This window comes from Ruixingdingia sedimenti, assembly GCF_031432425.1.
Lineage (GTDB): Bacteria > Pseudomonadota > Alphaproteobacteria > Rhodobacterales > Rhodobacteraceae > Ruixingdingia > Ruixingdingia sedimenti.
This window is the reverse complement of record NZ_JAVKPH010000019.1, coordinates 22572-47115: the sequence shown is the minus strand read 5'-3', so window position 1 is coordinate 47115 and position 24544 is coordinate 22572. Positions and strand designations below refer to the sequence as shown.

At 65.3% G+C, this 24544-nt stretch carries 25 protein-coding genes and 2 pseudogenes; 5 read left to right on the top strand and 22 right to left on the bottom strand.

What is annotated here, in order from left to right; all coding sequences use genetic code 11:
* From RGD00_RS15270 to RGD00_RS15180, 19 genes and pseudogenes are all read right to left on the bottom strand, one after another.
* A pseudogene (locus RGD00_RS15270) lies at nucleotides 1-261 on the bottom strand (P-type conjugative transfer ATPase TrbB); the annotation flags it as partial.
* A 533-nt stretch (nucleotides 262-794) separates the two neighbouring features.
* Entirely contained in the window at nucleotides 795-2348 is a 1554-nt protein-coding gene (gene copM / locus RGD00_RS15265) for a CopM family metallochaperone (RefSeq protein WP_310458160.1), read from the bottom strand.
* A gap of 123 nt (nucleotides 2349-2471) precedes the next feature.
* On the bottom strand, nucleotides 2472-2837 hold the full coding sequence (locus tag RGD00_RS15260; RefSeq protein WP_310458159.1) for a hypothetical protein: 366 nt from the start codon (nucleotides 2835-2837) through the stop codon (nucleotides 2472-2474).
* A gap of 137 nt (nucleotides 2838-2974) precedes the next feature.
* Nucleotides 2975-3460 carry a DUF411 domain-containing protein gene (locus RGD00_RS15255; protein ID WP_310458158.1) on the bottom strand — a complete coding sequence of 162 codons (486 nt, stop codon included), beginning with the start codon at nucleotides 3458-3460 and terminating at the stop codon, nucleotides 2975-2977.
* Between the two features lie 109 nt (nucleotides 3461-3569).
* Nucleotides 3570-5957, bottom strand: coding sequence for a heavy metal translocating P-type ATPase (locus tag RGD00_RS15250; protein WP_310458157.1), 2388 nt, complete (start codon nucleotides 5955-5957; stop codon nucleotides 3570-3572).
* Nucleotides 5958-5998: 41 nt separating this feature from the next.
* Nucleotides 5999-6154, bottom strand: a pseudogene (locus tag RGD00_RS15245) (multicopper oxidase domain-containing protein); the annotation flags it as partial.
* 174 nt (nucleotides 6155-6328) lie between these two features.
* Nucleotides 6329-6685, bottom strand: coding sequence for a hypothetical protein (locus RGD00_RS15240; protein ID WP_310458156.1), 357 nt, complete (start codon nucleotides 6683-6685; stop codon nucleotides 6329-6331).
* Nucleotides 6686-6800: 115 nt separating this feature from the next.
* Complete coding sequence (locus tag RGD00_RS15235) at nucleotides 6801-7229, bottom strand: CopG family transcriptional regulator (RefSeq protein ID WP_310458155.1); 429 nt, start codon at nucleotides 7227-7229, stop codon at nucleotides 6801-6803.
* Between the two features lie 4 nt (nucleotides 7230-7233).
* Entirely contained in the window at nucleotides 7234-9219 is a 1986-nt protein-coding gene (locus RGD00_RS15230; protein ID WP_310458154.1) for a conjugal transfer protein TraG, read from the bottom strand.
* A gap of 25 nt (nucleotides 9220-9244) precedes the next feature.
* On the bottom strand, nucleotides 9245-10999 hold the full coding sequence (locus RGD00_RS15225; protein ID WP_090848888.1) for a relaxase/mobilization nuclease domain-containing protein: 1755 nt from the start codon (nucleotides 10997-10999) through the stop codon (nucleotides 9245-9247).
* A gap of 243 nt (nucleotides 11000-11242) precedes the next feature.
* Complete coding sequence (locus RGD00_RS15220; RefSeq protein ID WP_012092634.1) at nucleotides 11243-12007, bottom strand: lytic transglycosylase domain-containing protein; 765 nt, start codon at nucleotides 12005-12007, stop codon at nucleotides 11243-11245.
* Nucleotides 12008-12009: 2 nt separating this feature from the next.
* The gene (locus RGD00_RS15215; protein ID WP_012092633.1) at nucleotides 12010-12345 is read right to left on the bottom strand and encodes a DUF736 domain-containing protein; all 336 of its coding nucleotides are present in this window, start codon (nucleotides 12343-12345) and stop codon (nucleotides 12010-12012) included.
* A gap of 68 nt (nucleotides 12346-12413) precedes the next feature.
* On the bottom strand, nucleotides 12414-12959 hold the full coding sequence (locus RGD00_RS15210; protein WP_012092632.1) for a S26 family signal peptidase: 546 nt from the start codon (nucleotides 12957-12959) through the stop codon (nucleotides 12414-12416).
* Complete coding sequence (locus RGD00_RS15205; protein WP_310458153.1) at nucleotides 12956-13441, bottom strand: DUF2840 domain-containing protein; 486 nt, start codon at nucleotides 13439-13441, stop codon at nucleotides 12956-12958. The genes RGD00_RS15210 and RGD00_RS15205 overlap by 4 nt, the downstream gene beginning before the upstream one ends.
* Nucleotides 13438-13692 (bottom strand): hypothetical protein, encoded by a 255-nt coding sequence (locus RGD00_RS15200; RefSeq protein WP_058099080.1) that lies wholly within the window; start codon nucleotides 13690-13692, stop codon nucleotides 13438-13440. Before RGD00_RS15200 ends, RGD00_RS15205 begins: the two co-directional genes overlap by 4 nt.
* A complete protein-coding gene (locus RGD00_RS15195) occupies nucleotides 13689-14432 on the bottom strand; it encodes a DNA-methyltransferase (protein WP_310458152.1) in 744 nt (247 codons plus the stop codon). The genes RGD00_RS15200 and RGD00_RS15195 overlap by 4 nt, the downstream gene beginning before the upstream one ends.
* Entirely contained in the window at nucleotides 14429-15082 is a 654-nt protein-coding gene (parA, locus tag RGD00_RS15190) for a ParA family partition ATPase (RefSeq protein ID WP_090848892.1), read from the bottom strand. Before parA ends, RGD00_RS15195 begins: the two co-directional genes overlap by 4 nt.
* Nucleotides 15079-16254, bottom strand: coding sequence for a replication initiator protein A (locus tag RGD00_RS15185; RefSeq protein WP_090848893.1), 1176 nt, complete (start codon nucleotides 16252-16254; stop codon nucleotides 15079-15081). The genes parA and RGD00_RS15185 overlap by 4 nt, the downstream gene beginning before the upstream one ends.
* A gap of 18 nt (nucleotides 16255-16272) precedes the next feature.
* Complete coding sequence (locus RGD00_RS15180; protein WP_012092626.1) at nucleotides 16273-16554, bottom strand: helix-turn-helix transcriptional regulator; 282 nt, start codon at nucleotides 16552-16554, stop codon at nucleotides 16273-16275.
* A 781-nt stretch (nucleotides 16555-17335) separates the two neighbouring features.
* Between RGD00_RS15180 and RGD00_RS15175 the strand changes: the two genes are divergently transcribed.
* Complete coding sequence (locus RGD00_RS15175) at nucleotides 17336-17740, top strand: DUF2177 family protein (protein WP_090848894.1); 405 nt, start codon at nucleotides 17336-17338, stop codon at nucleotides 17738-17740.
* A gap of 4 nt (nucleotides 17741-17744) precedes the next feature.
* On the opposite strand, the gene RGD00_RS15170 is transcribed toward RGD00_RS15175, so the two are convergent.
* The 3 genes from RGD00_RS15170 to RGD00_RS15160 are packed head-to-tail and all read right to left on the bottom strand — an operon-like array spanning nucleotide 17745 to nucleotide 19659.
* Nucleotides 17745-18479 (bottom strand): SDR family NAD(P)-dependent oxidoreductase, encoded by a 735-nt coding sequence (locus RGD00_RS15170; protein WP_090848895.1) that lies wholly within the window; start codon nucleotides 18477-18479, stop codon nucleotides 17745-17747.
* 2 nt (nucleotides 18480-18481) lie between these two features.
* Nucleotides 18482-19114: a ChrR family anti-sigma-E factor gene (locus RGD00_RS15165; RefSeq protein WP_090848896.1), complete on the bottom strand. Its 633-nt coding sequence runs from the start codon at nucleotides 19112-19114 to the stop codon at nucleotides 18482-18484.
* The gene (locus RGD00_RS15160) at nucleotides 19111-19659 is read right to left on the bottom strand and encodes a sigma-70 family RNA polymerase sigma factor (RefSeq protein WP_028714583.1); all 549 of its coding nucleotides are present in this window, start codon (nucleotides 19657-19659) and stop codon (nucleotides 19111-19113) included. The genes RGD00_RS15165 and RGD00_RS15160 overlap by 4 nt, the downstream gene beginning before the upstream one ends.
* 227 nt (nucleotides 19660-19886) lie before the next feature.
* On the opposite strand from RGD00_RS15160, the gene RGD00_RS15155 reads away from it, so the two are divergent.
* Genes RGD00_RS15155 through RGD00_RS15140 form a run of 4 tightly spaced genes read left to right on the top strand, consistent with a single transcriptional unit; the run spans nucleotide 19887 to nucleotide 24543 of the window.
* The gene (locus RGD00_RS15155; RefSeq protein ID WP_310458151.1) at nucleotides 19887-21170 is read left to right on the top strand and encodes an NAD(P)/FAD-dependent oxidoreductase; all 1284 of its coding nucleotides are present in this window, start codon (nucleotides 19887-19889) and stop codon (nucleotides 21168-21170) included.
* Nucleotides 21167-21946 (top strand): DUF1365 domain-containing protein, encoded by a 780-nt coding sequence (locus RGD00_RS15150; RefSeq protein ID WP_090848898.1) that lies wholly within the window; start codon nucleotides 21167-21169, stop codon nucleotides 21944-21946. Before RGD00_RS15155 ends, RGD00_RS15150 begins: the two co-directional genes overlap by 4 nt.
* On the top strand, nucleotides 21943-23109 hold the full coding sequence (locus RGD00_RS15145) for an SAM-dependent methyltransferase (protein ID WP_090848899.1): 1167 nt from the start codon (nucleotides 21943-21945) through the stop codon (nucleotides 23107-23109). The genes RGD00_RS15150 and RGD00_RS15145 overlap by 4 nt, the downstream gene beginning before the upstream one ends.
* Complete coding sequence (locus RGD00_RS15140; protein WP_310458150.1) at nucleotides 23110-24543, top strand: cryptochrome/photolyase family protein; 1434 nt, start codon at nucleotides 23110-23112, stop codon at nucleotides 24541-24543.
* Nucleotide 24544 lies beyond the last annotated feature (1 nt).

Sequence of the window (24544 nt, the reverse complement as noted above, 5' to 3'; positions counted from 1 at the left end):
CAAGCCCTCAAAGCGCTCGCCGGTCTCGGGCAGTTCTGCCGACACGCGTGGGCTACGGGTGTGGACTTCGACGCCGACATGATGAGCAACCAGGCGCACGATGCGCTCGCCATCGGCGGCGGATAGCGTCTCGCCGGTGTCGGCCAATCCTTCGGACAGCCGGTCCACCCAGATCCGGCCGTCGGGGTTCAGCATGACCTCGACGACGGACGGGTCTTGCAGCAGGGTTGAGATGGCAGGCCCGAGCGCCGTCCGGAGCATGCGCGCGCCGCGGTCCACCGTTGCCTGTTTGTGGTTGATGCCTGCCATCTCGTCCCCGTTCCACCGGGGAGGCGAGAGATGATCCCCGGATGGGGATAACTAAAGGAGACCCAAAGCGCGCCTTTTCAACAAGTTTCGACCATCGTAGTAGCGTGGCGTGCAAATACAGGAAAACGGCGGTGAGCCTCATCAGTCACTTGGTCAGCGGGCACTGGCAGACCTGCGGCTGATCGATCGGACTGAGAGATAGGACTGCTTTTTAGAATCTTTCGCACCCATGAATGTGGTCGCCTCGACGCCAGAAGCGGGATTTGTGCGCTGACTTGCGTCCAACTGAAGGCTTCAGCGTGGATGCCAAACATTTGACAGGGGGCATCCATTTTGGAGAGGGCCTCCTTTAGGAGGATCAAATCCACACTATCTCCGCGGCCGCACTGACAATAGCGCTGCCAAGTCATTGATTGACATCCATAATAAGTCAACAACGTTCTCTAGATTGGGTGCCGGAGCGCATGCGCTCCGGCACCTACCAACTATCGGCTTCCGCTACCGTAGACGATGCCATTCGGGCGATCGCCGACCGGCACTGTCTTGACTACTTCCTGTCTCCTCACGTCGATAATCGACACCGTATCGTCGGCAATGTTGGTCACGAACACCAACGCCCCATCGGCCGATGCCGACACGCCATGAGCGCCGCCGCCGGTGGTGAGGGTCTTCACCACCTGACCGGTCGCGGTGCCGATCACCGACACGGTATCGTTCGGCGCGGCCTCGGTGCCTTGGTCGGCGACATAGACATAGGCCCCATCCGGGGTCACGAACGTCTGAATCGGGTTCGGGCCGACGTGGATCCTGCGCGTGACCTCGCGGGATGCGGTGTCGATCACAGCGACGCGGTTCTCGTCGCGAAGCGAGACATAGACCCGATCGCCCGCAGGGGTGAACGCGACCTGCACGGGCGCGGACCCGACCGGAATGCGCGCAACCTCGGAAAGTGCCTGCGTGTCGATCACGGACACGGACCCGTCTTCGACATTGGCGACATAAAGCTGCGTCTCGTCCGGGCTTAGCCGCAGGCCGTGCGGATAATCGCCCGTCGGGATGCGCCCGATGACCTCAGCCCTTGCGAGGTCGACCACGGCGATCCCGTCGCCGCCAGCCAGCGAGACAAAAGCGCGGCCCAGCCGGTCGGCGACCACATGGGCCGGGTGCGAGCCCACTGCAACAGTCGCCTTGGGCGTCGACAAGTTCTGCGGATCGAGGATGACCAGCTGACCCTCGGCGGCGCCTTCCGCGCCGTGACCGTGTCCGCCGGACCCGTGATCCGCCTCGGCGGCGGGATCACCGACCGCCAGCAGCAGCTTGCCGTCGGGCGTCAGATCGACGTTGTGCGGTGCGACCGGGATGGAAACGGTCTGGACCGCTCCGGTGCCGAGATCGATGGCGCTGATGGAGTTGCCGCCTTCATTGGCGGACCAGACGGTCCCGCCGGTCCGGGCGAGGGCGGCCTGTGCATCGCCGGCGTTCGTCGCCAGCCACGCCTGCATTTCAGCGATCTCGCGTTCCTGCGCTTCGATGATCTGGGTAGCCCATTCTTTCGTTTGCGGATCGTCGCCGTATTGCTGGACGATCCTGGCCATGTCGATCGCGCCCTGATGATGCGGGATCATGCCGCGGACGAAGGCGACATCCGGATCGTCGGCCATGACGCCGTCCATCATCGGCACGTGCATCGCGTCCATCGCCTCGACATAGGCCCGCGTGAAGTCTGGACGGCTTTCGTTCGCCGGGGCGACCCCGGCGTTCGGCGCGCCTGTCACCCCCTGCATCATCCCGCCCTGCATCATCTGCTGCATCGCGCCCGCGCATTCAGGAGTCATGGCCTGCATCATGGCCCGGCACTGTTCGGGCATCATCCCTTGCATGGCGGGCATCTGGCCCGCAGGCGGCGTTGGCGCGGGCGCCTGCTCGGCCTGCGCAGGCGGCGTTACCGGGTGATGGGCGTCATGCCCGGCCTGGGCGAGGGCAGCCCCTGGCAAGCCTGCCAGCAGGCTGACAGCAAGGGCGATTGCGGTTCGGTTCATTGTATTCATCCTTTGGTTCTGGAGCGCCGGCCCGGGCTTACGGGCGCGCATCTCCATCTGTTCATGCGGTCTTTCGGACTGGCGCCGGATCGGCTGCAGACATCTCGCGGCGATCCCGGCGCATCACGCAGCGCCACGACGCGGCGGCCTCAGGATGCCTTCGGGTGATCGGTCGTGGGGATCAGGACGCACAACCGTGAAAACCTCGCCACTCACGGGCGGACCGAACTCCGGCGGCGCGACGAGAACCGCGGCAGTCAGACAGGTCTGGCAGCAACCCGCCAGATCTGGGCTACCGTCGGCTTTCACGCAGCCAGTAGCTGGATCCGCGCCAAGGTCGTCCGACAGGTGATGGCCGACGCAGTGGCTTGCCGTGCCGGCAGCCTGTTGCTGGTGGACGGCGTGACCGGCGGGGCTGGCATGTGCCGGAGCTTGCATGACCACGGCGCCGATGGCCAGCAGCAGGATGCCGACCGCAAACCGGCGCAAGCGTCCGTATCCTGCCCGGGAAACAGCTCGCGTCCGCCCGGTCATGCGCCACCTTCCCACTGGCGGAGGCAAGCCGCCTCGGCCGGGTGCTGTTTCGGGTCATTCGCAAGCCGGGCGGTCATGTCGGCAGCCCCGTGTCAGATTTCCCGCGGGCCGAGGAAGCGGCCAAAGCTCCGCGTGGTCGGGCCGAACAGGAACGCTTCATACGGCTCCGGCGCGACACCCAGGAAATCCATGCCGGGCGAGCCGGCGGGCATGCCGGGAACGGCCAGCCCCTTGGCCTCGGGCCGCTCGGCCAGAAGGCGGCGGATCGCGGCGGCGGGCACATGGCCCTCGATCACATAGCCGCCCACGTCGGCGGTGTGGCAGGACGCCAGGTCCTCCGGCACGCCGAGCCGCTGCTTGAGGCTGCCCATATCGGCGGATTCCACCACCCGCACCGGGAAGCCTGCGGCTTTGAGATGCGCGGCCCAGCCGTCGCAGCAGCCGCAGGACGGATCCTTGGTGACGTTCACCAGTGGCAGGGGCTCTGCCTGCCCCCAGCTTGCCGTCGCCATCAGCAGGGGAAGTGCGCCGGCAGCGGCAAGAATGGCGCGTCGGCTGATGCTGCGATTGTCTCTCATCGTCAAACCTCGTTGCATGGATTGGATTGTCTCGCCGTCAGGGTCCGGGCGCGACGCAGGAAAGGGGTGAGCCGGCGCCCGTGCGGGCCGGCTGATGGCTCCGCCAACATCACAGCTTCACCCTCCGCAGCCTTGCTGCATTGGCGATCACGCTGACCGAGGACAGCGCCATGGCCGCCGCAGCGATGATCGGCGACAGCAGGATGCCGAAGAACGGATACAGCACCCCGGCGGCGACCGGCACACCCAATGCGTTGTAGATGAAGGCGAAGAACAGGTTCTGGCGGATATTGCCCATGACCGCTTCCGAGAGCTTGCGCGCCCGGACGATGCCGGTCAAATCACCCTTCAGCAGGGTGACGCCGGCGCTTTCCATCGCCACATCGGTGCCGGTGCCCATGGCGATGCCGACATCGGCGGCAGCCAAAGCCGGCGCGTCGTTGACGCCATCGCCCGCCATCGCCACCACCTCGCCCGCCGCCTTGTGCCGCTGCACGACCGCGCTTTTCTGATCTGGCAGCACCTCGGCCTCGACCTCGTCAATGCCAAGCTGGCGGGCGACGGCCTTCGCGGTGGTCCAGTTGTCGCCGGTCAGCATCACCACGCGGATGCCCTGCGCCTTCAGCGCGGCCAGCGCCTCGGGCGTCGACGGCTTGACCGGATCGGCGATGGCGAAGATCGCGGCGACGCGGTCGTCCACGCCCATGAAGATCGCGGTCGCCCCATCCTCGCGCAGCCGGTCGGCCTTGTCGGCCAGCGGCGCGACATCGACGCCCTGTTCGGCAAGGAATTTGGCGTTGCCCAGGGGGATGCGCTTGCCCTCGACCGTGCCATAGGCGCCCTTGCCGGTGGGCGAGTCGAAATCCGCAACCGGTGCGGTCGCGATACCGCGTTCCTCTGCGGCGCGCACGATGGCCAGCGCCAGCGGATGCTCGCTGGCTCGCTCGACGCTGGCGGCAAGCCGCAGCGCCTCTTCCTCGGTGAACCCCGGCGCCGGCACGATGGCGGTGACGGCGGGGCGCCCTTCCGTCAGTGTCCCGGTCTTGTCGACGATGATGGTGTCGATCTTCTCCATATGCTCCAGCGCCTCGGCGTTCTTGATCAGCACGCCCGCCTGTGCGCCACGGCCGACGCCGACCATGATCGACATCGGCGTCGCCAGCCCCAGCGCGCAGGGACAGGCAATGATCAGGACCGACACGGCGGCGATCAGACCGAAGGAGAAGCGCGGCTCCGGTCCCCAGATCGACCAGGCGACGAAGGCGAGAACCGCGACCACGATCACCGCCGGCACGAACCAGCCCGAGACCTGATCCGCCAGGCGCTGGATCGGGGCACGGCTCCGCTGCGCCTCGGCAACAAGCTGGACGATCTGCGACAGCATGGTGTCGCGACCGACCTTCTTCGCCTCGATCACCAGCGCGCCGGACTGGTTCATGGTGCCGCCGATGGCGGTGGCGCCGACCTCCTTGGTGACCGGCATCGACTCACCTGTCACCATCGACTCGTCGACAGCGCTGCGTCCTTCCAGCACCTCGCCATCGACGGGCACCTTCTCGCCGGGCCGGACCCGCAACCGGTCGCCGACATGAACTGCATCGAGCTGCACCTCCTCCTCGGTGCCATCGTCACGAATGATCCGTGCCGTCTTGGGGGCAAGGTCCAAGAGCGCCCGGATCGCGCCGCTGGTGCTTTCGCGCGCACGCAATTCCAGCACCTGCCCGAGCAGGACAAGGACGGTGATGACCGCCGCCGCCTCGAAATAGACCGCGACCGAGCCGTCGGCTTGCCGGAACGCATCTGGGAAGATGCCGGGCGCAAGTGTCGCCACCATGCTGTAGACCCAGGCCGCCCCGGTGCCCATCGCGATCAGCGTGAACATGTTGAGGCTGCGGTTGACCAGCGACTGCCAGCCACGCTGGAAGAATGGCCAGCCCGCCCACAGCACCACTGGCGTCGCCAGCAACATCTGGATCCAGTTCGACGTCCGCTGGCTGATGAGGTGGTCCAGACTGAGAAGGTGGCCGCCCATCTCCAGCACGAACACCGGCAGCGTCAGCACCAGCCCGATCCAGAACCGGCGCGTCATGTCGATCAGTTCCTCGTTCGGCCCGGCATCGAGGCTGACCAGCACCGGCTCCAGCGCCATGCCGCAGATCGGGCATGACCCCGGGCCGACCTGCCGGACCTCGGGGTGCATCGGACAGGTGTAGATCGTGCCTTCCGGCACCGGCTCGGCCCTTTCCGTCGCGGCGGCGGGGTCGAGATAGCGTTCCGGATCGGCCAGGAATTTCTCGTGACAGCTTGCCGAGCAGAAGTAATAGGGTCGCCCCGCATGTTCGGCCTTGTGCGCGGTCGTATGCGGGTCGACCATCATGCCGCAGACCGGGTCCTTGACCTTGTGGGCACTGTCCGGTGCCGCAGCCGCGTGCCCCTGCGCATGGCCGTGGGCCGAATGATCGTGGTGCTGATGATCGTGTTCAGTCTTGCTGGTCATTTTTACGCCTCCTCGGCGTCTTGTCCTCGGTCATCGCCCGACTATGCGCTGGCTGCGGATTCGGTCATCTTGCCGGTTTCGAGATGCGGCATGTGGTGGCAATGCAGCATCCAGCGCGCCGCCTCGCTGGCGTGGAGCGCGACATCGACCATCGACATCGGTGGCACATAGACCGTGTCGCGCCTCGCGCCTGAGAGCGAGGCAGCACCCTGCGCTGTCGCGATGCGAGGGAGCTGCGCATAGCCCGACATGGCTTCGCCAGCGGTAAGAAAGCCGCGTCGTGAAAGAGTATTCATGGTCGTCTCCTCGGGACAGCTGGTCCCGTTCATCAACACCGACAGGACGCCGCGGGCCCGAGCCCGGACGCGCGATCAGAGGAGACGGAGCTTGGGAGGACGCTCGTTCAGTCCAGGTACCCGACTGGCGACATTTTCAGCAGCCGACAAGTCATGGCTCACATGCGCAAAATTGCTGCCAGACCCTTCGCTGAGCGAGGTCAGGAAGACCGATACACCGGCGCAAAGTATCTCACAGCTCGCGACGTCACCTGATCCGCAGTGCCGTCCACCGTCGCAGGATTCTGTATGACCGGCATCGACCTGCATCGTGTTGCTGACATGCATGGTGTGATCCGGATCCGCGCCCTGACGCGCCGCATGCCCAGCAGTCACCGTCGTCATGACGGCGATCGCGAGTACGGCAAGCATGGCGAGGAGGCGCGAGAACATTTAGGCAAGATAGGCACTGGTCACGGGAATGTCCATTGTTTGCGGCATCAAACCTATGGAGGAAGTTCATCTTCGACATGTGCCTGCGGCTGACTTCATGACTATATGCACCAAGTCAGCTATCCGATCCCGCTACGTCCTCCGAGATCTCCTGCCGCAGCTTCGGCCCCTGAGCGAGGCGCCGACCGAGTGCCGTGATGAATGCCTCATATCGCTCGGCAGATTTGGCCTTGGCCGCCTTCGCCGCCGGCTCGGGCAGGGCTGGCGTCGTCATCAGCCAGAAGCGGATGAACACCGCCAGGCTCTCGACGGCGATGCCGACATCACGTTCCACCCGCGTAATGCGACGGTCGATCTGGTCGAGACGCTTGGCGATGATCGCCTCACGTCGCTCGGCATCGTCCGGTGAAAGGAATGATGCAATGGCGGCTTCGGCGATCATGGACTGCGAGCGATCCCGGCGCGCGGCGAAGTCAGCCAGCGCCTCGGTGACGTCTGGGTCGAGATAGATCGTGACCTTCGCCTTCTTCTTGCGTTGCGTCATGGTCCTACAAATCCATGCCGTCGTTCGGGTCCATGGCGACCTGCCGGGCGATCCCCTGCACCTGCCGGGTCATCCGCCGGTTCTGGACAGCCTCCTCGTCGACATCATCGGGCGGGTCGAAGTCGAACTCGTTCTCGACCGGCTTTTTCTTCTCGACCGGCTTTACGCGGCTGAGTTCGGGCTGCAACCGGCGTTCGGATTCGGTCGGATCTTCATCATCCCCCATGCGGTCCTCATCATCCTCGGCAGGCCCAGGTCGCGCCGGGATCGGAAGCGTGGTCCAGTCGTCGGGGCGGGGTTCTCCGGGGCGCATCAAGTCAGGTGGAGACAGCACGCGCTCCCGAAACCGGGCATCCTCGTAATAGCGCGCTTTCGTCGCCCGGATCGGCGGGATGCCCGCCACCATGACGATCTCTTCGTGCGGCGGAAGCTGCATGATCTCGCCTGGCGTCAGCAATTGCCGCGCGGTTTCCGAACGCGACACCATGAGATGCCCGAGCCAGGGGGACAGCCGGTGCCCGGCATAGTTCTTCATCGCCTTCATCTCGGTGGCGGTGCCGAGGGCGTCGGATACGCGCTTGGCGGTGCGTTCGTCGTTCGTGGCGAAACTCACGCGGACATGGCAGTTGTCGAGGATCGAGTTGTTCGGCCCATAGGCCTTCTCGATCTGGTTCAGCGACTGCGCGATCAGGAAGCTCTTGAGGCCGTAGCCGGCCATGAACGCCAGCGCCGTCTCGAAGAAGTCCAGTCGCCCGAGCGCCGGAAACTCGTCGAGCATCAAGAGCAGCCGATGCCGCCCGGCATTCGCCTGCAGATCCTCGGTCAGGCGACGGCCGACCTGGTTCAGCAGCAAACGCATCAGGGGCTTGGTTCGGTTGATGTCGGATGGCGGCACCACGAGATAGAGCGTGGTTGGCTGATCACCGGCCACAATATCGCTGATCCGCCAGTCGGAGCGGCGCGTGACCTCGGCCACGACGGGATCGCGATAGAGGCCCAGAAACGACATCGCCGTCGACAACACGCCCGATCGCTCGTTCTCGGACTTGTTGCGCAGCTCGCGCGCCGCACTGGCCACGACCGGATGCGGACCCGCCTCACCCAGATGCGCGGTTGTCATCATGGCGCGCAGGGTGGAGTCCACCGGACGCTTGGGATCCGACAGGAACCTGGCCACGCCAGCCAGCGTCTTGTCGGGTTCGGCATAGAGAACATGCAGGATCGCGCCGACAAGGAGTGAATGGGAGGTCTTTTCCCAATGGTTGCGCTTGTCGAGGCTGCCTTCGGGATCGACGAGGATATCGGCGATGTTCTGCACGTCCCGCACTTCCCACTCTCCGCGACGCACCTCAAGCAGGGGATTATAGGCCGAGGATTTCGGGTTGGTCGGATCGAAGAGCAGCACCCGGCCGTGGTGTGAACGAAACCCCGCAGTAAGTTGCCAGTTCTCGCCCTTGATGTCGTGGACGATGGCGGACCCCGGCCAGGTCAACAGCGTCGGCACCACCAGGCCGACGCCCTTGCCCGAACGGGTCGGCGCGAAACACAGCACATGCTCGGGACCGTCGTGCCGCAGATACTCGCGGTCATATCGGCCGAGGACCACACCATCGGGATCGAGCAGGCCCGCAGCCTTCACCTCGGGCTTTGAGGCCCATCGCGCCGAGCCATAGGTGGCGACGCCCTTCGCCTCGCGCGCCCGCCAGACCGACATGCCTATGGCGACCGCGATGGCGATGAAGCCGCCCGAGGCCGCGATGATCCCGCCCTTGGCAAAGATCGGCGGCGCATAGGCTTCGTAGAAATACCACCACCAGAAGATCGCGGGCGGATAATAGACCGGCACGCCGAACAGCTCGAACCAGGGCGGCCCGAGTTGCGCCTGATAGCCGAGGCTCCAGGCAACATATTGCGTCGCGCCCCAGGTGGTGGCGAGGATGATCAGGAAGACGATGGATATCTGTCCCCAGAGGATTTTGGTGGCGGACATGGGCGGAGATCCTTTCCGGTTGAGGTCAGAGGCCGAGGCTGCGCTTTCGCCCGAAGTCCCAATCGACACCGCCATCGTCGCGGGCAACGCCGGAGACGTGACGGCCGATCTGCTTTTCCAAAGAGGGCGACCAGGGCACGAGCTGGAAGCCGAGGCCTCCGTCGGGTCCGGGACCCTCGATCATGGCAAAACGGCCGGAGGCGAGCGCGAAGCGCTGGCGATAAGAACCGGCGACATATTCGCCGCTGGCGGCACGCTCGAAGGACATGCCGGTCTCACCTGCGAGCTTCTCGGCAAGGCTGTCGAGTTCGCGCCTGCGCAGCGTGCTGAGCAGCCGGCGCGCAAAGACCACGCGTCCGCCCTGTCGTTCGGCATAGCCCTCGCCGATCAGATGTTCCGCGCGGTCATCCAGAGCCTGACGGACCTCGGCGCCGAAGCCGCTGTCGGAAAGCGCAATCGGATCTCGGGCGATGGCCTGCCGGTCGAGCCAGGTCGCACCCGACGCGCCGACCTGAGCGCCGAGATCGAGATCGGAGCGGACGGCAAGCGCGACACGGCGCGCACCTTGCGCATCCTCATAAGCGCGCAGCTCGACAATCGAGCCGGGTGGGCTGTCGCCGGCGGCATCCAGATGCGGCAGCTTGATATGATGGCTGCGGCCGTCAACACCATCGACCACGGCATAGGCGGTGCCCTTCAACTCGTCATCAAGGCCGCGCTCGACCAGACGGCCGATGACCGGAACGTCGAGGCTTTCACCGGCGAGGACATAGCTGGCCGAGCCGCGCTCGATGCCGCGTTCGGTCAGGGCGCGGTGCATACGCTTGATGATGTCGCCGCGCTCACCAATCTCGCGCAGGACTGTCTCGGCCTCGGGCCTGATCACCCATTGCGCCGGGCCGATCTGATCAGCGACCCCGAGGACTTCGAGGGTGCGGAGCCTGCCAACCTTCAACGTATGGAACTCGTCCTGCGGTCGGTCGGCATGGGGTGCGAGATCCACGACACCGGACTTGCCGGCATCACGGAAAAGCTGGCGGTCGATCTGTGTCCAGCGCTCGGCCTCGACCTGGGCCTCAAGGCTGCGGCGGATGTCGAGATCGGTGCGCGGCCCCAGCTCCAGGGTGATGAGATCGCGCGCCCGGTCCCGCATCCCCTCCTTGATGTAGGCGCGGGAAATCACGAGATCCTGCCCGTCGTCGCGGGTGCCGCGCACGATCAGATGGACATGCGGATGCGCCGTGTTCCAGTGAGCGACCGCCACCCAATCGAGGCGCGTGCCGAGATCCTTTTCCATCTGGCCGACAAGATCGTCGGTGAAGGATCGGAGGTCGGACATATCCAGCGCGTCGTCAGGCGAGACGATGAACCGGAAATGATGCCGGTCATCACCGCAGCGCTCCGCGAAAGCGCGACCATCGGCATCCTCCGTTCCCGGCCCGAACAGCCTTGCCTTCTCTCCGTCTCGGGTCACGCCGTCACGGCGCAGGTAATCAAGATGCGCCCCAAGCGGCGCCGACGACGCCATGTGGCGAACGACGCGTGCCTTGACGACGGCCCCGCGTGTACGGGAGGTGATGAGGCGGTTGGCCTGTACGCTGGCGCGCTGGCCGCGCCCGAAGCGGGAACGATTGCCGGATGTGACGCGGCCGGATCGCGAGACGCCACCTCCGGCCTTTTTCGCGGCGGCAAGCGCCTGTGCGATGAAAGGACGGGTTTGCTGCGCACGAGTTGATCGGATGCGCCCCGGACGGATGCGGAACTCGTGCTCATCGGACATGGCACATCCCCGCACGGTGCAAAACTGAGAAGAAAATCAGGAAGATGGACGCGAAGCACACGGTGCGCGATAACGCGGCACGGTGCGAAACGCGCCAGAAACATGAGCAAAAACAACCGCCCGCCTGAGCCGCACCGTGCGCGCTTTTATCCTGCCATCTTTCGGTCGTGGTGCCTGCCGCCACCCTCTGCGCCCTCCATGACACGCCAGCGCCCGATGGGATGCGAATTGCGGTGCCGCTGCTCATGGCCGGTCCCCACCGGCATCGCGGGCGACGAACAGCCCCTCCGACTGCAAGGCGGTGAGTGCGTCCGGTGCCGCCGGGACGAGCGAAGGGGCATCGTCCGGCGTGCGGTCGGGGGACGCGGGATCGGCAGCGGAAGCGCCGATTTCACGCGCGACGAAGAGCGCCGCCTCGCGCCAGTCGGGCGGCGGAGCGACCGTCGAGCCGCTGCCGGAAGGCCGCTCGCCGAGCAGGATCGGCGTCAAAGCAGCGACATAGGCGCGCGTCTCGGCAGGCAGCGGACGAGCCGTCGCGCGGTATTCATCGTAGCGACCGGGACCGGCATTGTAGGCCGCGAGCATCGCGGCGACATTGCCGTAGCGATCCCACATCTCGCGTAGGTAGGCGGTGCCCGCGAGGATGTTGTCGCGCGGCTCGAAGGGGTCGCGGCCGAGAGCATGGCGGATGCGCAGCTCCGCCCAAGTCGAGGGCATGACCTGCATCAGCCCCATCGCGCCGGCAGACGATATGGCGTGCATATTGCCCGCGCTTTCGACCTGCATCACGGCGATGATCCATGCCGCCGGGATGCCGAACCGCTGCGAAGCCTCTTCGATATGGGCGCCGTGCGGATGCACGGCGACGGCACGACCCATCACGGCGATCTGCGCCAGGCCGGGCAGCGGGGCAATGGCTGTGACGAACAGGCCGGAAAGAAGAAGGAGGAGGATGCGGCGGCGGGCGCCACATCTCCCCGAGGCGGGACGGATGCAGGACGTGACCATGATCACTCCTGCTCGTCGCGCTTCTTTTGGCGGGTCCAGTGCAAGCCCCAGTCGCGGCCGTCTTCGTCCGACTGGAACAGGCGGGCGCGGATCGGCTGCTGGAAAACTGGATCGTCGAGAAGCACGGAGACGAACGGTCCCGCGCGCTCGCCGGAATGTTTCCAGCCTGCGCCGACTTCCGGCCCATACTCATCGCCGAGATGGATGCGATAGGCAGGCGCCTTGTCGGCGTCCGCATTTTCCGACGGCGTGAAGGTCAGCTCGACGTCCAGCGAGAGCGTGCGGAGTCGCCCGGAATAGCCGGACGGGGTGCGGGTAAACTGGCCGATCTGTGCCATGGAAGGCTCCTTTCCTATGCGGTGGAGAAGACGCGGGACGGCTCAACGGCCCCGCTCTGGACGCGCTGTCACCGCATCGGCGCGCGCCAGACAAAGCGGCCCTCGCCGTCTTCGTCGGTGAAAAGCGGGATCGCGTGGCCGATCACCGCCGAGGCGGGGAACGGGCCGAAATAGCGGCCGTCGAGGCTGTCGCCGACGTCCGGGTTCATCAGGAACACTTCGCCCTCGGCGATGACGCGACAGCCCTGCCAGACCGGCAGGTCTCGGCCGAAGCTGTCGTGGTCGCGCGCCTCGCCGAGCGGAACGCCGTCGACGATAATGGCGCGGCCATCGCGGCACAGGCGCTGTCCGGGCAGGCCGAGAACGTGCTTCAGAAGCGGCACGTCGCGTGCGACGTAGCCGCGCTCGACCATAAACGAGGCGAAGGGTTCGGGTGGGATGACGGCGACCAGATCGGGCACCGCGATCCGGTCGTCGGGTGCGACAGTATAGAACCCGATCGGCACGCTGGCCGATGCGTTCCAGACCAGCCTTGGCGCAGTCGGAACGAATCCGGCAAAGGCGATCCCGAGCGTGGCAACCGTCGTCACCATGACATAGCGAAAGCGCGTCATGGGGCGATCTCCCGCCGCCAGAGCCATGCCTGATGACGCTCCGCGGTGTAGGGACGCGGCGCTTCGCCTGCGTTTATCCAGTGGGAGACGTGCCGCCAATGATCGGGATCGACTTGGGCCGGATCGACACCTATGGCCTCGATCCCGTCGACATGGCGAAGGACAGCCTCGACCTTCGGCCAGCCTTCGATCTTCAGCAGGACTTCGCCGCCTGGACGGACGAAGGGCAGCGTCTGATAGGACTGGCCCGGCGCAACCGCGCGCAGGATGTCGAGGCGCGAAATGATCGTGCCGTGGTCGTTCGCCGCCCAGCGGACGAACGCAAACACCGTGCCGGGATGGAAGAATACAACACGCCGGTTGCGATCGAGGATCTGCTCACCAGTCGCATGGCCGAATCTGATCCAGTATTCGGTCTTGCCTTCCACCCAGGTCAGTTCCGCGCGAGTCAGATCGCCGTCATGGGCGTCGATGCCGATCATGGGCGGTCTCCCCCTATGTCGGGAAACTCGCGCGCCAGCAGGTCGCGCAGCATGTCGGCGACGGTGATGCCGCGCTGGAAGGCCGCGATCTTGATGCGGCCGCGCAGCGCCGGCGTGATGTCCACGGTCAGCCGCGCCGAATAGGCGTCGGCGGTATCCGTGCGCGGCGGCGGCGCGTCGCCGGCCTTGATCCAGCTATCGGGATCGGCCGGGCGCGTAGCGAAGCTGCGCTTCTCGGTGCGCGCCGTCATGACGAAATTCCGTCATGGAATGGCAGCACGGTGGCGATGCGCGCCCGCGCGCACTCGGCCATGTCGGGGTCGATCTCGCAGCCGAGATAGCGCCGGCCGGAAAGCCGGCAGGCTTCCCCGGCCGCGCCGGAACCGGCGAACCAGTCGCCGACCAGGCCGCCTTCGGGGCAGCTCGTGCGGATCAGGATCTCCAGGAGCGCCGACGGCTTTTCGGTCGGATGGATGGCGCGGCCGTGGCAGTTGCGCAGGTAGATGACCGAGCGCATGAGGCGCGGCCCGCCGTCATGGCTGACATAATGGCCGGCGTCGATCTGGCCGGTATGGGGCGGGCGCTGCTTGCGCCGCACCGTGCGGGCCGTCGCGTCGGGCGTGGTCTGGACGTCGTTGTAGATGTCACGCCAAGCGGTCTCGGCGGGATAGAACTGGACGGCCAGTTCATGCACCCGCTTGAAGCGGTCGGCATGAAAGCCGGTGCCGTTCTGCTTTTCCCAGACGATCTCCTGCGCGATCCGCAAGCCGGCGTCAGTGAAGCGGTCGGCGGTCGCCATGAAGCTGCGCAGCGAGCCGAAGACCCAGAGCGAGCCGGTCGGCCTGAGGGCGGCGCGCGCCAGCACGACCCAGCCCTCGACGCGCCGATCCCAGGCGAGCGAGGTGTCGCCATAGGGCGGATCGGCGAGGATCATGTCGTAGGGTGCGTGCCAGGGCATCTGTTCGCGGCAGTCGCCGGTGAGGAGCGTCATGCCGATGCCCTCCCGATGCCCAGCCGTCCGACCTCGGCGGCCAGTGCGGCGATCTCGCGCGCCGCAGGTGATCGGGCGGCGATCTCGCTGGCGAGCCGCCCGGTTTGCGCGGCGTCAGCGAAGACGACGCGCTGGCCGATGACGCTGGCGAGCAGCGGCGGATCGTAGTCAGCCAGCGTCTCGGCCGTCTCGCGGGCGATGACGGTGCGCGCGCCGCAACGGTTGAGCACGAAGCGGGCGACGAGCTGGGGTCGGTAGATGCGCGCCTCCGCAAGGAGGGCGAGCATCTCGGCCGAGGCCCAGCCGTCGAACGGCGATGGCTGCACCGGGATCAGCACAAGATCGGCGGCGAGCAGCGCGGAGCGCATGAGACCGGCGACGCGCGGTGGCCCGTCGATGACGATATGATCGGCATCGCGGGCAAGCTCTGGTGCCTCACGATGCAGCGTGTCACGCGCCAGGCCGAGTGTGCCGAAGGCACGCGGCAGGCCCTCACGCGCGCGTTGCTGCGACCAGTCGAGGGCCGAGCCCTGCGGATCGGCGTCGATCAGGGTGACGCGCTTGCCACCCTGAGCCAGTTCACCGGCAAGATGCAGCGCCAGCGTCGTCTTGCCGACACCGCCCTTCTGGTTGAGGAGCGCGATGATCATCGGCCACCCCCCGGCAGATCGAGAGGCAGGCGCGGCGTGTCGGCAGATTCAGGAGCTTCGGTTGCGCTTCGATCAGATGCCGGTCGAGGCGATGTCGGGGCGCCGGATGCCCTCTTCTTCGCGGCTATGCTGAGGCTTCTGGCGGTGTCGCGGATGAGGTTTTCCACATCGCGCGCGCGCTCTTCAAAGTTAGACTCTTCGTTAGACTCTAAGTTAAGGGCGCGATTTCCTGAATGAGTTCCAAGCGTTAAGCCCGGTTTCGGTTCCTGATAGCACGAGCCTCCGGTTCCCGATAGCACGATAGTCCGGGTTCCTGATAGCACGAGGCCATCCACAGGTTTTCCACAGGGCGCGACTGGCTCGAAGGCCAGCAGCATCCGCCCGCCAACCTCGGCCTCAACGAAGAGCGAATAGCCGGGCAGCGGCTGACGCCGGATGATGTCGCGCAGCTCGAAAGCAAAGCGCTTGAACGGCGACAGGCTGCCGGATTTCTGATGGAGATGGCGGAAGTCGAACCGCCAACCATCACGCTGACGGCCGCCGTGCTTGCGCACCAGGCGATAGAGCCAGCGGTCAAGGCCGCCGGTCAGGTCGAAATAGGTCCGGTCGATGGTCAGCACGAGCGCATCATCGAGAACGGCCTGGTAGAACCAGTCCGGCACGATCATTTCGATACCATCGGGCCGACCGCTACGGTCGGTGCGCTCCTGCCACTCGTTGATCCACGAGAAGCGATGCCGACGGCCTTCGACCGGCTGGCGGATCGAGGTGGAAATCGTGGTCGATTGCAGCCGGTCGAGCGCCGCCTTCAGGCGCTGATAATCGCGCAAGCCGGTGCCGCGCCCGACATAGGTGAGGATCTCATAGGGCGTGGCGGCCATCAGCCGAGAGGTGCGAAGGCCACTGTCGCGGGCTTCGACGATCTGACTGGCCGCCCAGATCAGGATATCGGCGTCCCAGATCGTGGCCATGCCGTGATCGGGAACAGCCTCGACCCGGATGGAGACATTGCCGGCTGCGAAGTCGATCGGCGCGATGCGCTTCGACTTGGCGAGGGAGAAGAAGGGATAGGCCATGAGATCCTGTGCGTCTCGTGGCGCGAAATCGCCGGGGAGCGCCCTGAACAGATCCAGTTGCCCACGCTCGGAAAGGGATCGACGTCGCACCGTCATGAAGGAAACCGCGAGAGATCAGCGGGCGTAACGACCGGCCTGCGGGCCGGACGGAAACGCATGACGCTTGGCGGGCAGCACGGAGCCGCGCGGATCGGAGGTCGAGGTCACCGCGCCGCGTTCGGTCCAGGCTTCGAGATCGTCGATGGCATAGACGACGCGGCCGCCGAGCTTGCGATAGGCTGGCCCGGTTCCATAGGTGCGGTGTTTTTCGAGCGTCCGGGCCGAGAGGCTCAGAAAGGTCGCGGCCTCCTTGGTCCGTAGAAAACGCGGCGGCAGGACGACGGGTTCATGTGGCATGATCGGGCCTCCGTGGTGTTGCAAACGGCCACTGCGGATCAGCGGCGGGCAATGACCACGGTGGCGAAGGAAGACCGGCGAGGTGCAGGGCGAAGTTGGGGGGTATCGAAATCGCCCACCATCAGGGGCGAAAGATACCCCTTCCGTATCCGCGACGAGAGCAGCACGGAACTATTCTGAGGGCGATAGCTCGATTTATTCTCCCCCTCACGAACGCCACCGGCATCGAAGTATTCGGGCCGGCGATCCCGAAAAGCCGAAAAGCACACAATTTCAGCTTGCTGTAAGAAATTCACCAACCGGCACAGTCATCAGGTCAGGAGAATATCGGCCCCGAGAGACCGATTTCGGGCATCTTGGAACTGGGGGCAGTGCTCAGCCGCTCCCGCATAACCCTCGAAGACAACGGGAAGATCCCGCCGCAGCCGGATCGGGAGACACGTTTCGCGAAGGCAAGTGGCGGAGGGGATGGGTCTGCCGTCGAGCCTTCTCCAGTTTCAAGTTTTTGATTGTATTATATTTTTTGATGAAGCTGCCTCCTTCAGCTGATGCTTAGGCATCACGAGTTTGGCACATTCGATGCCGTTAGGGGAGATTGACATCCACCCGAGGAATGCGCGCGGCACTGCTGTTTATGAGGATGGGGCGAGTAGTCTGCCTTTCTTCACGGAGAAATTGATCTGCTGCAAGGTTGCGTGCGTAGAGCAAGTCAAAGGCTGATATGACAGAAGGCCTCCGCCTATCTGCGGCGGTTGGACGGAAACTGGGAAGAGGACTTCTCATGCTTCAAGCTACCTTCCTCTATGCTGCAACCGCCGGGGTGTTCCTCGCTCTGGATGTGCTGGGGATCCGGTTTCTGATCCGGCCGGTATTTGAGCGCAATGTCGGCCACCTTCTTGCCGAGCCGTTGCGGCTTGGTCCGGCTGCGCTGTTCTATCTGGGATATGTCGCCGGGCTTGTGTGGCTGGTTTCCTGGCCCGCGCTGAAAGCGAATGATCCCGTTCACGCGCTGATCGGAGGCCTGATCATTGGGCTGATGTGTTATGGCACCTATGAGATGACAAATTATGCCACGCTTGCCGACTGGTCGTGGGAGCAGGTCATTATCGACGGGTTGTGGGGCACGCTCCTGACCGGGTTTTCAGCCTGGGCCGGCGTGGTTCTGCTGTCGGGGCGATTCAACTGAACGATCAGCGCAAGCGCCGTATCAGTCGCAGCGACAGCGCATAAGGCAGGGCCCGTATCAGCTTCATCGCAAGGGTGAAGCGGCGTGGGAAATGGATCTCAAATCCCCGCCGTTGCATCCCGCGCAGCACGGACTCTGCCGCCTGTTCGGCGGTGATGATTGCAGGCATGGCGAAGGTGTTTCGGGCGGTCAGTCTGGTCTGGACGAAGCCTGGACAGACCAGCCGCACGTCCACACGCGGGGCCAGTTCGATCGCAAGCGTTTCGGCAAGGTTGTTGACCGCCGCCTTGGTTGCCGAATATGGCTGCCCCCCCGGCAGGCCGATGTAACCGGCAACCGAGCCGAACAGCACCAGCTGACCGCCATCGCGCAGCAGCGGCGGGCAAAGGCGGGCGACCTCAAGCATGCCCAGTATGTTCACGCGCACCATCGCCTCGGCCCGCATGGGATCGATATCCGCCACGCGACCGGGATCATAAAGCGCGGCGGTGCAGATGATCGCGTCCAGCGGTGCCTCAAGCGTAAGCTGTGCCACCACTGCCCCCAGCGTTTCAGGCTGGGCCAGATCCAGCGGCCTGGCCTGCGCGCCGCCGCACTCCGCCGCCAGCGCCTCCAGCGCGTCGCCATCGCGGGCGGACAAGATCAGTTGCGCCCCTTGCCCGGCCAACGCACGGGCAAGGGCTGCGCCAATCCCGGCGCTGGCGCCAATGATCCAGATGCGGCGGCTCGCATAGTTCATCTTCAGATCCGGAAGATCGGCTGCAACAGCCGCGGAATCAGCGCGTGAAAGCGCAAGGGCGCATCGGTGGCCGCCAGGCAGATGCATGGCTCGTCCCGGCCGGCAACGGGTTGGTGGTGGATGTCGGCATGCGCCACTTCGACGTCGCCGCGATGAAAGTTGCCTCCGCTGTCGGAAAAGCTGCCTTGAAGAACAAGTGTCAGTTCGTGCCCCCGATGCCCGTGTTCGGGGACTGCCTTTCCCGGCGGAATGTACAACAGGCGCAATGAGCCTTCGCGATCGGCGGTCAGGATCTGCTGGCGGATGCCGCCGCCCAGCATGCGCCAGCGCGGCGGCCTTCCGCCCAATTCGTGCATCACGGCAGACGGAAACGGCCCAGATGCGCGCAGAGGCGGCGGCGGGGGCGGTGCGTCTAGTGCAGTCATCATCCGGTCACGCGCGTCGGGTCGCAGGGTTGCGCCTTCTGCATGCTGCAAAAGCGCACCGCCGATCATGTCGCCCGCCTCCTGGCCGGCACGGCATTGATCGCAAAGCGACAGGTGCGCGGCCACGACCACACCAAAGGCATGTGGCAAGGTGCCTGCGCGATACGCGTCAAGCATGTCGTCGGGAATATGGTGGTGGATGCTGATCATGGTGCGATTGTCCTCAGCTCATGCCTGAGACGTTCAAGGCCAAGGCGGATGCGGGACTTGATGGTGCCAAGCGGCAAGCCCGTCATTTCGCTGATGCGGCTGTGTGGAATGTCGTCGAAATAGGCAGCGCGCAGCGCCTCGGCCTGTTCCGGTGCGAGGCGCGCAAGTGCGTCTGCCAAGTGGCGCGCTTCCTGCTGCAGCGCAATGATCTGGGCGGCGTCGGGTTCCAGGCTCTCGATCTCGGGCATCTCGTCGGGCTGGGCCAGCGGACGGCGGCGGGCCATGTCGATGCGCCGGTTCCGGGCAATGCCATAGATCCAGCCGGCTGCATCCGCGCGGTGGGGGTCGAACTGTCCGGCTTTGTGCCAGACCGCCAGCATCACATCCTGCACCACGTCCTCGGCAGTGCCGTCGCGCAACCCGCCGCGGAGCATCATCGCCTTAAGCCGTGGCGCGAAATGGTCAAAAAGCCTCCCGAACGCCGCGCGGTCGCGACTGTCGCGGACGGCGATCAGATCGCGACTCAACTCGGAAAGATCGTCCATCGGTTGCTGATCTTCCCCCCTGAAACCCAAAGCACCTTCATCGACCAACGGCAGGACCGTGGATCTTAGCATTTCATAGGACCTTGGCCCAACAGGCGCAAATGCGGCGTTCATGCGGCACTTACGGGGGACAGTGCGTTTCAGATCATTTTGACAGAAATTTTTTTGCTGATTGATCCGAAGCCGATCTGCGCGCGTAAGGATGGCGAAGAACCAGTGGAGGCCAGATGCCTTTTGACTTGACCAGAGGCTCTCCGCAGCGGATCGCTATCATCGGCGGCGGCATTTCAGGCCTGGCTAGTGCTTGGCTGCTGTCACGCCACCATCAGGTGACGCTGTTTGAGGAAGCGCCCAGGCTTGGCGGCCACGCGCGGACGGTTCTTGCCGGCAAGCGGAGCGATCAGCCGGTGGATACCGGCTTCATCGTGTTCAATCATGTGAATTACCCGCATCTGACGGCGATGTTCCGCGACCTCGATGTGCCCATCGTCAAAAGCGACATGAGCTTCGGTGTCTCGTTGGACGGCGGGCGGGTGGAATATGCGCTGCGGTCCGGCGACGCGCTGTTCGGCCAGCGCCGCAATATTGTGGACCCGCGCTTTCACCTGATGCTCCGCGACATCCTGCGCTTCAACGCTGGGGCCGAGTCCGAGGTTGCGGCAACTCCTGACCTGACCATCGGCGCGCTGATCGACCGGATGCGTCTGGGTGCCCGGTTCCGCGCTCATTACCTCTACCCCTTTTGCGGGGCGATCTGGTCCACGCCCGATCACGACATCGGCAAATTCCCGGCCCGTGCGCTTGTCCGGTTCATGCGCAACCACGGGCTTCTTGCGCGGGGCGAACATCACCAGTGGTGGACGGTGGACGGCGGCTCGATCCGCTATGTCGAGCGGCTGACGGCGGCGCTGGTGCGGGCCGGGGTCGATCTTCGGCCCGGCACCCCCGTGCGGGCGGTCACGCGAACGGGCGGGATTGTCACCCTGAGCGCGGAGGGGGCGCAAGCTGAGGTATTCGACCACGTCATCCTTGCCGCCCATGCCGACCAGACGCTCGCGATGCTCACAGATGCCAACGCCACCGAACGCGCGGCCCTTTCGTCGATCCGGTTCCAGCCCAATCACGCCGTTCTGCACGCCGACCCATCCGTGATGCCGCACCGCCGCCGCTGCTGGAGTTCGTGGGTCAGCCGTGGCGATACAGGGCTTGCGTCTGTGGGCGTGACATACTGGATGAACAGGCTTCAGAATATCCCCGACGACGATCCGCTTTTTGTCACGCTGAATCAGCGTGACGGCATCGACCCGCGACTGATCTACGATCAGGTGACGTTCCGCCATCCGGTCTTTGACCTGGCGGCGCTGGACGCGCAGGCGCGGATTGCAGAGATGCAGGGTAATCGCAACACCTGGTTTGCCGGCGCTTGGCTGCGCAACGGCTTTCACGAGGACGGCTTTGCCAGCGCCATGCGCATCGCGCGTCGTTTACTGCCTGCTTCGGTGCTGCCATGACTCTCGCGGCGCGTCTTCAGGCAGGCGAAGTGCTGGCAATGCCGGCGCTGGTGACACATGCCCGGCGCGGCGACTTGCGCCACAGCTTCCGCACCCATGCCGATCATGTGTTGCTGGCGCCCGAGCACGTTCGCCCGCCCCGGTTGATGAGGCATAACCGATTCGGGTTGATTTCGTTTCACGATAGTGACCATGGCGGGCTGCGCGGCTCGGGCACCGGCGCCCCCTGGGCCTTGGCACAGCTTGCCGCTGCCGGGCTTGCGCCGCGCCGGGGTATGGTGCTGGCGCTGCTGACGCAGCCGCGGTTTCTTGGCTACTGGTTCAACCCGGTCAGCTTCTGGATGCTGATCGAAGATGATGCGCTTATCGCGGTGATTGCAGAGGTCAACAACACATTCGGCCAGCGCCACAGCTACCTGCTGGCCCAGCCCGACCTTGCGCCGATCAACGCCGAATCGGCATTGACGGCGCGCAAGGTCTTTCACGTCTCGCCCTTTCAGGATGTGGCGGGTAAATACCAGTTCCGGTTCGCCCTGCATCCTGACCGCATCGCCATCCGCATCGACCAAATGGATGGCACGGGTGGCATCAACACCGCCATGACCGGGCCGCTGATCCCGCTGACCAACCGCGCAGTGCTTGCGACGGTTTTTAGTCGGCCTGGCGGCGCGTTGCGCGTGATTGCACAAATCTATTGGCATGCGCTGCGGCTGAAGCTGAAAGGTGCCGCCTATCGCCGCCGCCCAGAGCCTCCGGACCAGGAAATCACCCGATGAGCCTTGAGACACACTCCCTGAAAACCCGCTTTCTTTCGGCCCTCGAAGAGATCGGCGACGGCATCGTGACCCTGACCACGCCCGAGGGCACGCGCCACCGATTTGGCACCGCCGGCCCCGAGGCCGACTTGCAGATCCGCAACTGGCGGCTGCTGCCGCGTCTGGCGCTGCGCGGAGATGTGGGGCTGGGCGAAGGTTGGATCGCAGGCGACTGGCACAGCGAGACACTGGAGGACACCCTGTCGCTGGCCCTGCGCAACCTTGGCCTTCGGACTGCGTGGGGAGAGCCGGGGCGGTTTCAGGCCATGCGGATGCGGCTGGTTGACCGGCTGGTGCGGCTGAACAGCCTTCGCGGCTCGTGGCGCAACATTCGCGCCCATTACGATGTCGGCAACGAGTTCTATCAGCTCTGGCTCGACCCCGGCATGACCTATTCCTCTGCACTGTTTGGCGAAGGCGATGATCTGCACCGCGCGCAGGCGCGCAAGAACCGGCGGATTCTGTCCCAACTGGCACCGGGCGAAAGCCTGCTGGAAATCGGCTGCGGCTGGGGCGGGTTCGCCGAAGCTGCAGCCGGGCGGGGTCACAACGTGACCGCGATCACGCTTTCTCCTTCGCAAAAGGGCTATGCCGACGCCCGGCTGGATGGCCGTGCCGAGGTGCGGCTTCAGGACTACCGTCAGGTGACGGGCCAGTTTGACAACATCGTGTCGATCGAGATGATCGAGGCGGTGGGCGAACGCTATTGGCCAACGTATTTCGCCGCCCTCAAGACGCGACTGGCGCAGGGTGGACGGGCAGTCTTGCAGGCTATCACTGTCCCGGATGCCGAGTTTTCCGTCTATCGCCGCCGCTCCGACTTCATCCGTCAGCATGTGTTTCCCGGCGGCATGCTGCCCTGTTCCGCCATTATCGCCCATGAGGCGGCAAAAGTCGGGCTGCGCGTGCGTGACAGCCACGCTTTTGGCCAGGACTATGCCCGCACATGCCGAATCTGGTGCGAGACGATGATGCAGCAGCGCCCCCGTATCCAGCGGCTGGGTTATGATGACACCTTCCTTCGCGGATGGCAGTTCTATTTGGAGGGCTGCGCCGCTGCCTTCGCCACCGCGCGCTGCGATGTGGTGCAGGTGACGCTTGGTCACGCGGATGAGGCGGCTTGAATGACGGCGCCGGGCATTCTTTGGCTGACCCGCGATTTCAGGCTGCGCGATAACCCCGCGCTTCTGGCGGCTATTGCCGACGGGCCGCTGCTGACGGTGTTTTTCATCGACCGGCTGACCATGGCGCAGGGCGCGGCCAGCCGCTGGCGGCTTGAGCGCGCACTCCGCATCTTTGATGCGGCACTTCGGGTCCGCACCGGCGGAAAGGGCATCGTCGTGCTGCGCGGCGAGGCGCATGAAATCCTGCCGGCGCTGATGAAGCGGCTGAGCGTGCGTCAGCTGCACCAGTCGGACTGGCCCACGGTGGAAATGCAGGCGCTGCAAGACCGTATGCGCGCGGCGCTGCGGCCCCTGGGCGCCGGGCTGATCCTGCATCCGGGGCATCTTCTCGTCCATCCCGGCGCGGTCCGCAGCGGAAATGGCGGGGCTTACCGCGTCTATTCCCCCTTTGCGCGGGCGGTACGGCAGCGCGGCCCCGACCGGCCCGCCGCCGATGCCCCGCCGGGCATTGAACCCTGCACGGAACCGCTCGGCGGGCTTGACCTGAGCACCCTCGATCTGGCGCCGGACCTGCACCGCGGCCGCGCCGCGCTGGAGCGATTTGCCGCGCCTGCGGGCGAAGAGGCCGCGCTTGCCGGGCTGGATGATTTTCTCGACCGCGCCTGCGCTTATCCCCGCGAGCGGGATCGCCCCGATCTCGACGCGACCTCGCGCCTGTCCGATCATCTGGCGGTAGGCGAGATCAGCCCTCGAACGATCTGGGCAAGGGCCATGCTCAGGGCGGAGATATCGCCAGAACATGCTGCCGGCATCGACAAATTTCTGTCCGAGGTGCTTTGGCGCGAATTTTCCTGGCACCTGCTGATCGGCTTCCCGGAAATGCCGGTCGCCTGCTGGCGTTCCGAATGGGAGGGCTTTCCTTGGCAAAAGGACGGCGCAAGCCTGATCCGCTGGCAGCGGGCTGAAACCGGAGTGGCGCTGGTCGATGCCGGGCTGCGCGAGATGTGGTTGACCGGACAGATGCACAACCGCGTGCGCATGGTGGTCGCAAGCTGGCTGACCAAGCATCTGCTCATCGACTGGCGGGCGGGACTGGCACATTTCGCCGATTGCCTGACCGACTGGGATCCGGCGTCCAATGCGATGAACTGGCAATGGGTGGCGGGCTGCGGCCCCGATGCCGCGCCATATTTCCGCATCTTCAACCCCGAAAGGCAGGCGGAGCAATATGACCCTCGTGGCGACTATCGTCGGCGCTGGCTTGCCGGGTTCGACCGTGCCGCCGGCCCCGAGGCTGTGGCATGGATCGAAAGCACCCCGCGCGACTGGCATACCGGACCATGGCGCGCGGGCCCCTCTGCCATGCTGGCGGAGGGGCGTAAGGCCGCGTTGGCGGCACTGGCACATTTCCGCGCCAACACATCGGAGACCTGAC

Coding starts and splice junctions, on each gene's coding strand:
- copM (WP_310458160.1), bottom strand. CDS start 2,348: ATGAACCGAACCGCAATCGCCCTTGCTGTCAGCCTGCTGGCAGGCTTG.
- RGD00_RS15255 (WP_310458158.1), bottom strand. CDS start 3,460: ATGAGAGACAATCGCAGCATCAGCCGACGCGCCATTCTTGCCGCTGCC.
- RGD00_RS15250 (WP_310458157.1), bottom strand. CDS start 5,957: ATGACCAGCAAGACTGAACACGATCATCAGCACCACGATCATTCGGCC.
- RGD00_RS15240 (WP_310458156.1), bottom strand. CDS start 6,685: ATGTTCTCGCGCCTCCTCGCCATGCTTGCCGTACTCGCGATCGCCGTC.
- RGD00_RS15235 (WP_310458155.1), bottom strand. CDS start 7,229: ATGACGCAACGCAAGAAGAAGGCGAAGGTCACGATCTATCTCGACCCA.
- RGD00_RS15230 (WP_310458154.1), bottom strand. CDS start 9,219: ATGTCCGCCACCAAAATCCTCTGGGGACAGATATCCATCGTCTTCCTG.
- RGD00_RS15225 (WP_090848888.1), bottom strand. CDS start 10,999: ATGTCCGATGAGCACGAGTTCCGCATCCGTCCGGGGCGCATCCGATCA.
- RGD00_RS15220 (WP_012092634.1), bottom strand. CDS start 12,007: ATGGTCACGTCCTGCATCCGTCCCGCCTCGGGGAGATGTGGCGCCCGC.
- RGD00_RS15215 (WP_012092633.1), bottom strand. CDS start 12,345: ATGGCACAGATCGGCCAGTTTACCCGCACCCCGTCCGGCTATTCCGGG.
- RGD00_RS15210 (WP_012092632.1), bottom strand. CDS start 12,959: ATGACGCGCTTTCGCTATGTCATGGTGACGACGGTTGCCACGCTCGGG.
- RGD00_RS15205 (WP_310458153.1), bottom strand. CDS start 13,441: ATGATCGGCATCGACGCCCATGACGGCGATCTGACTCGCGCGGAACTG.
- RGD00_RS15200 (WP_058099080.1), bottom strand. CDS start 13,692: ATGACGGCGCGCACCGAGAAGCGCAGCTTCGCTACGCGCCCGGCCGAT.
- RGD00_RS15195 (WP_310458152.1), bottom strand. CDS start 14,432: ATGACGCTCCTCACCGGCGACTGCCGCGAACAGATGCCCTGGCACGCA.
- parA (WP_090848892.1), bottom strand. CDS start 15,082: ATGATCATCGCGCTCCTCAACCAGAAGGGCGGTGTCGGCAAGACGACG.
- RGD00_RS15185 (WP_090848893.1), bottom strand. CDS start 16,254: ATGACGGTGCGACGTCGATCCCTTTCCGAGCGTGGGCAACTGGATCTG.
- RGD00_RS15180 (WP_012092626.1), bottom strand. CDS start 16,554: ATGCCACATGAACCCGTCGTCCTGCCGCCGCGTTTTCTACGGACCAAG.
- RGD00_RS15175 (WP_090848894.1), top strand. CDS start 17,336: ATGCTTCAAGCTACCTTCCTCTATGCTGCAACCGCCGGGGTGTTCCTC.
- RGD00_RS15170 (WP_090848895.1), bottom strand. CDS start 18,479: ATGAACTATGCGAGCCGCCGCATCTGGATCATTGGCGCCAGCGCCGGG.
- RGD00_RS15165 (WP_090848896.1), bottom strand. CDS start 19,114: ATGATCAGCATCCACCACCATATTCCCGACGACATGCTTGACGCGTAT.
- RGD00_RS15160 (WP_028714583.1), bottom strand. CDS start 19,659: ATGGACGATCTTTCCGAGTTGAGTCGCGATCTGATCGCCGTCCGCGAC.
- RGD00_RS15155 (WP_310458151.1), top strand. CDS start 19,887: ATGCCTTTTGACTTGACCAGAGGCTCTCCGCAGCGGATCGCTATCATC.
- RGD00_RS15150 (WP_090848898.1), top strand. CDS start 21,167: ATGACTCTCGCGGCGCGTCTTCAGGCAGGCGAAGTGCTGGCAATGCCG.
- RGD00_RS15145 (WP_090848899.1), top strand. CDS start 21,943: ATGAGCCTTGAGACACACTCCCTGAAAACCCGCTTTCTTTCGGCCCTC.
- RGD00_RS15140 (WP_310458150.1), top strand. CDS start 23,110: ATGACGGCGCCGGGCATTCTTTGGCTGACCCGCGATTTCAGGCTGCGC.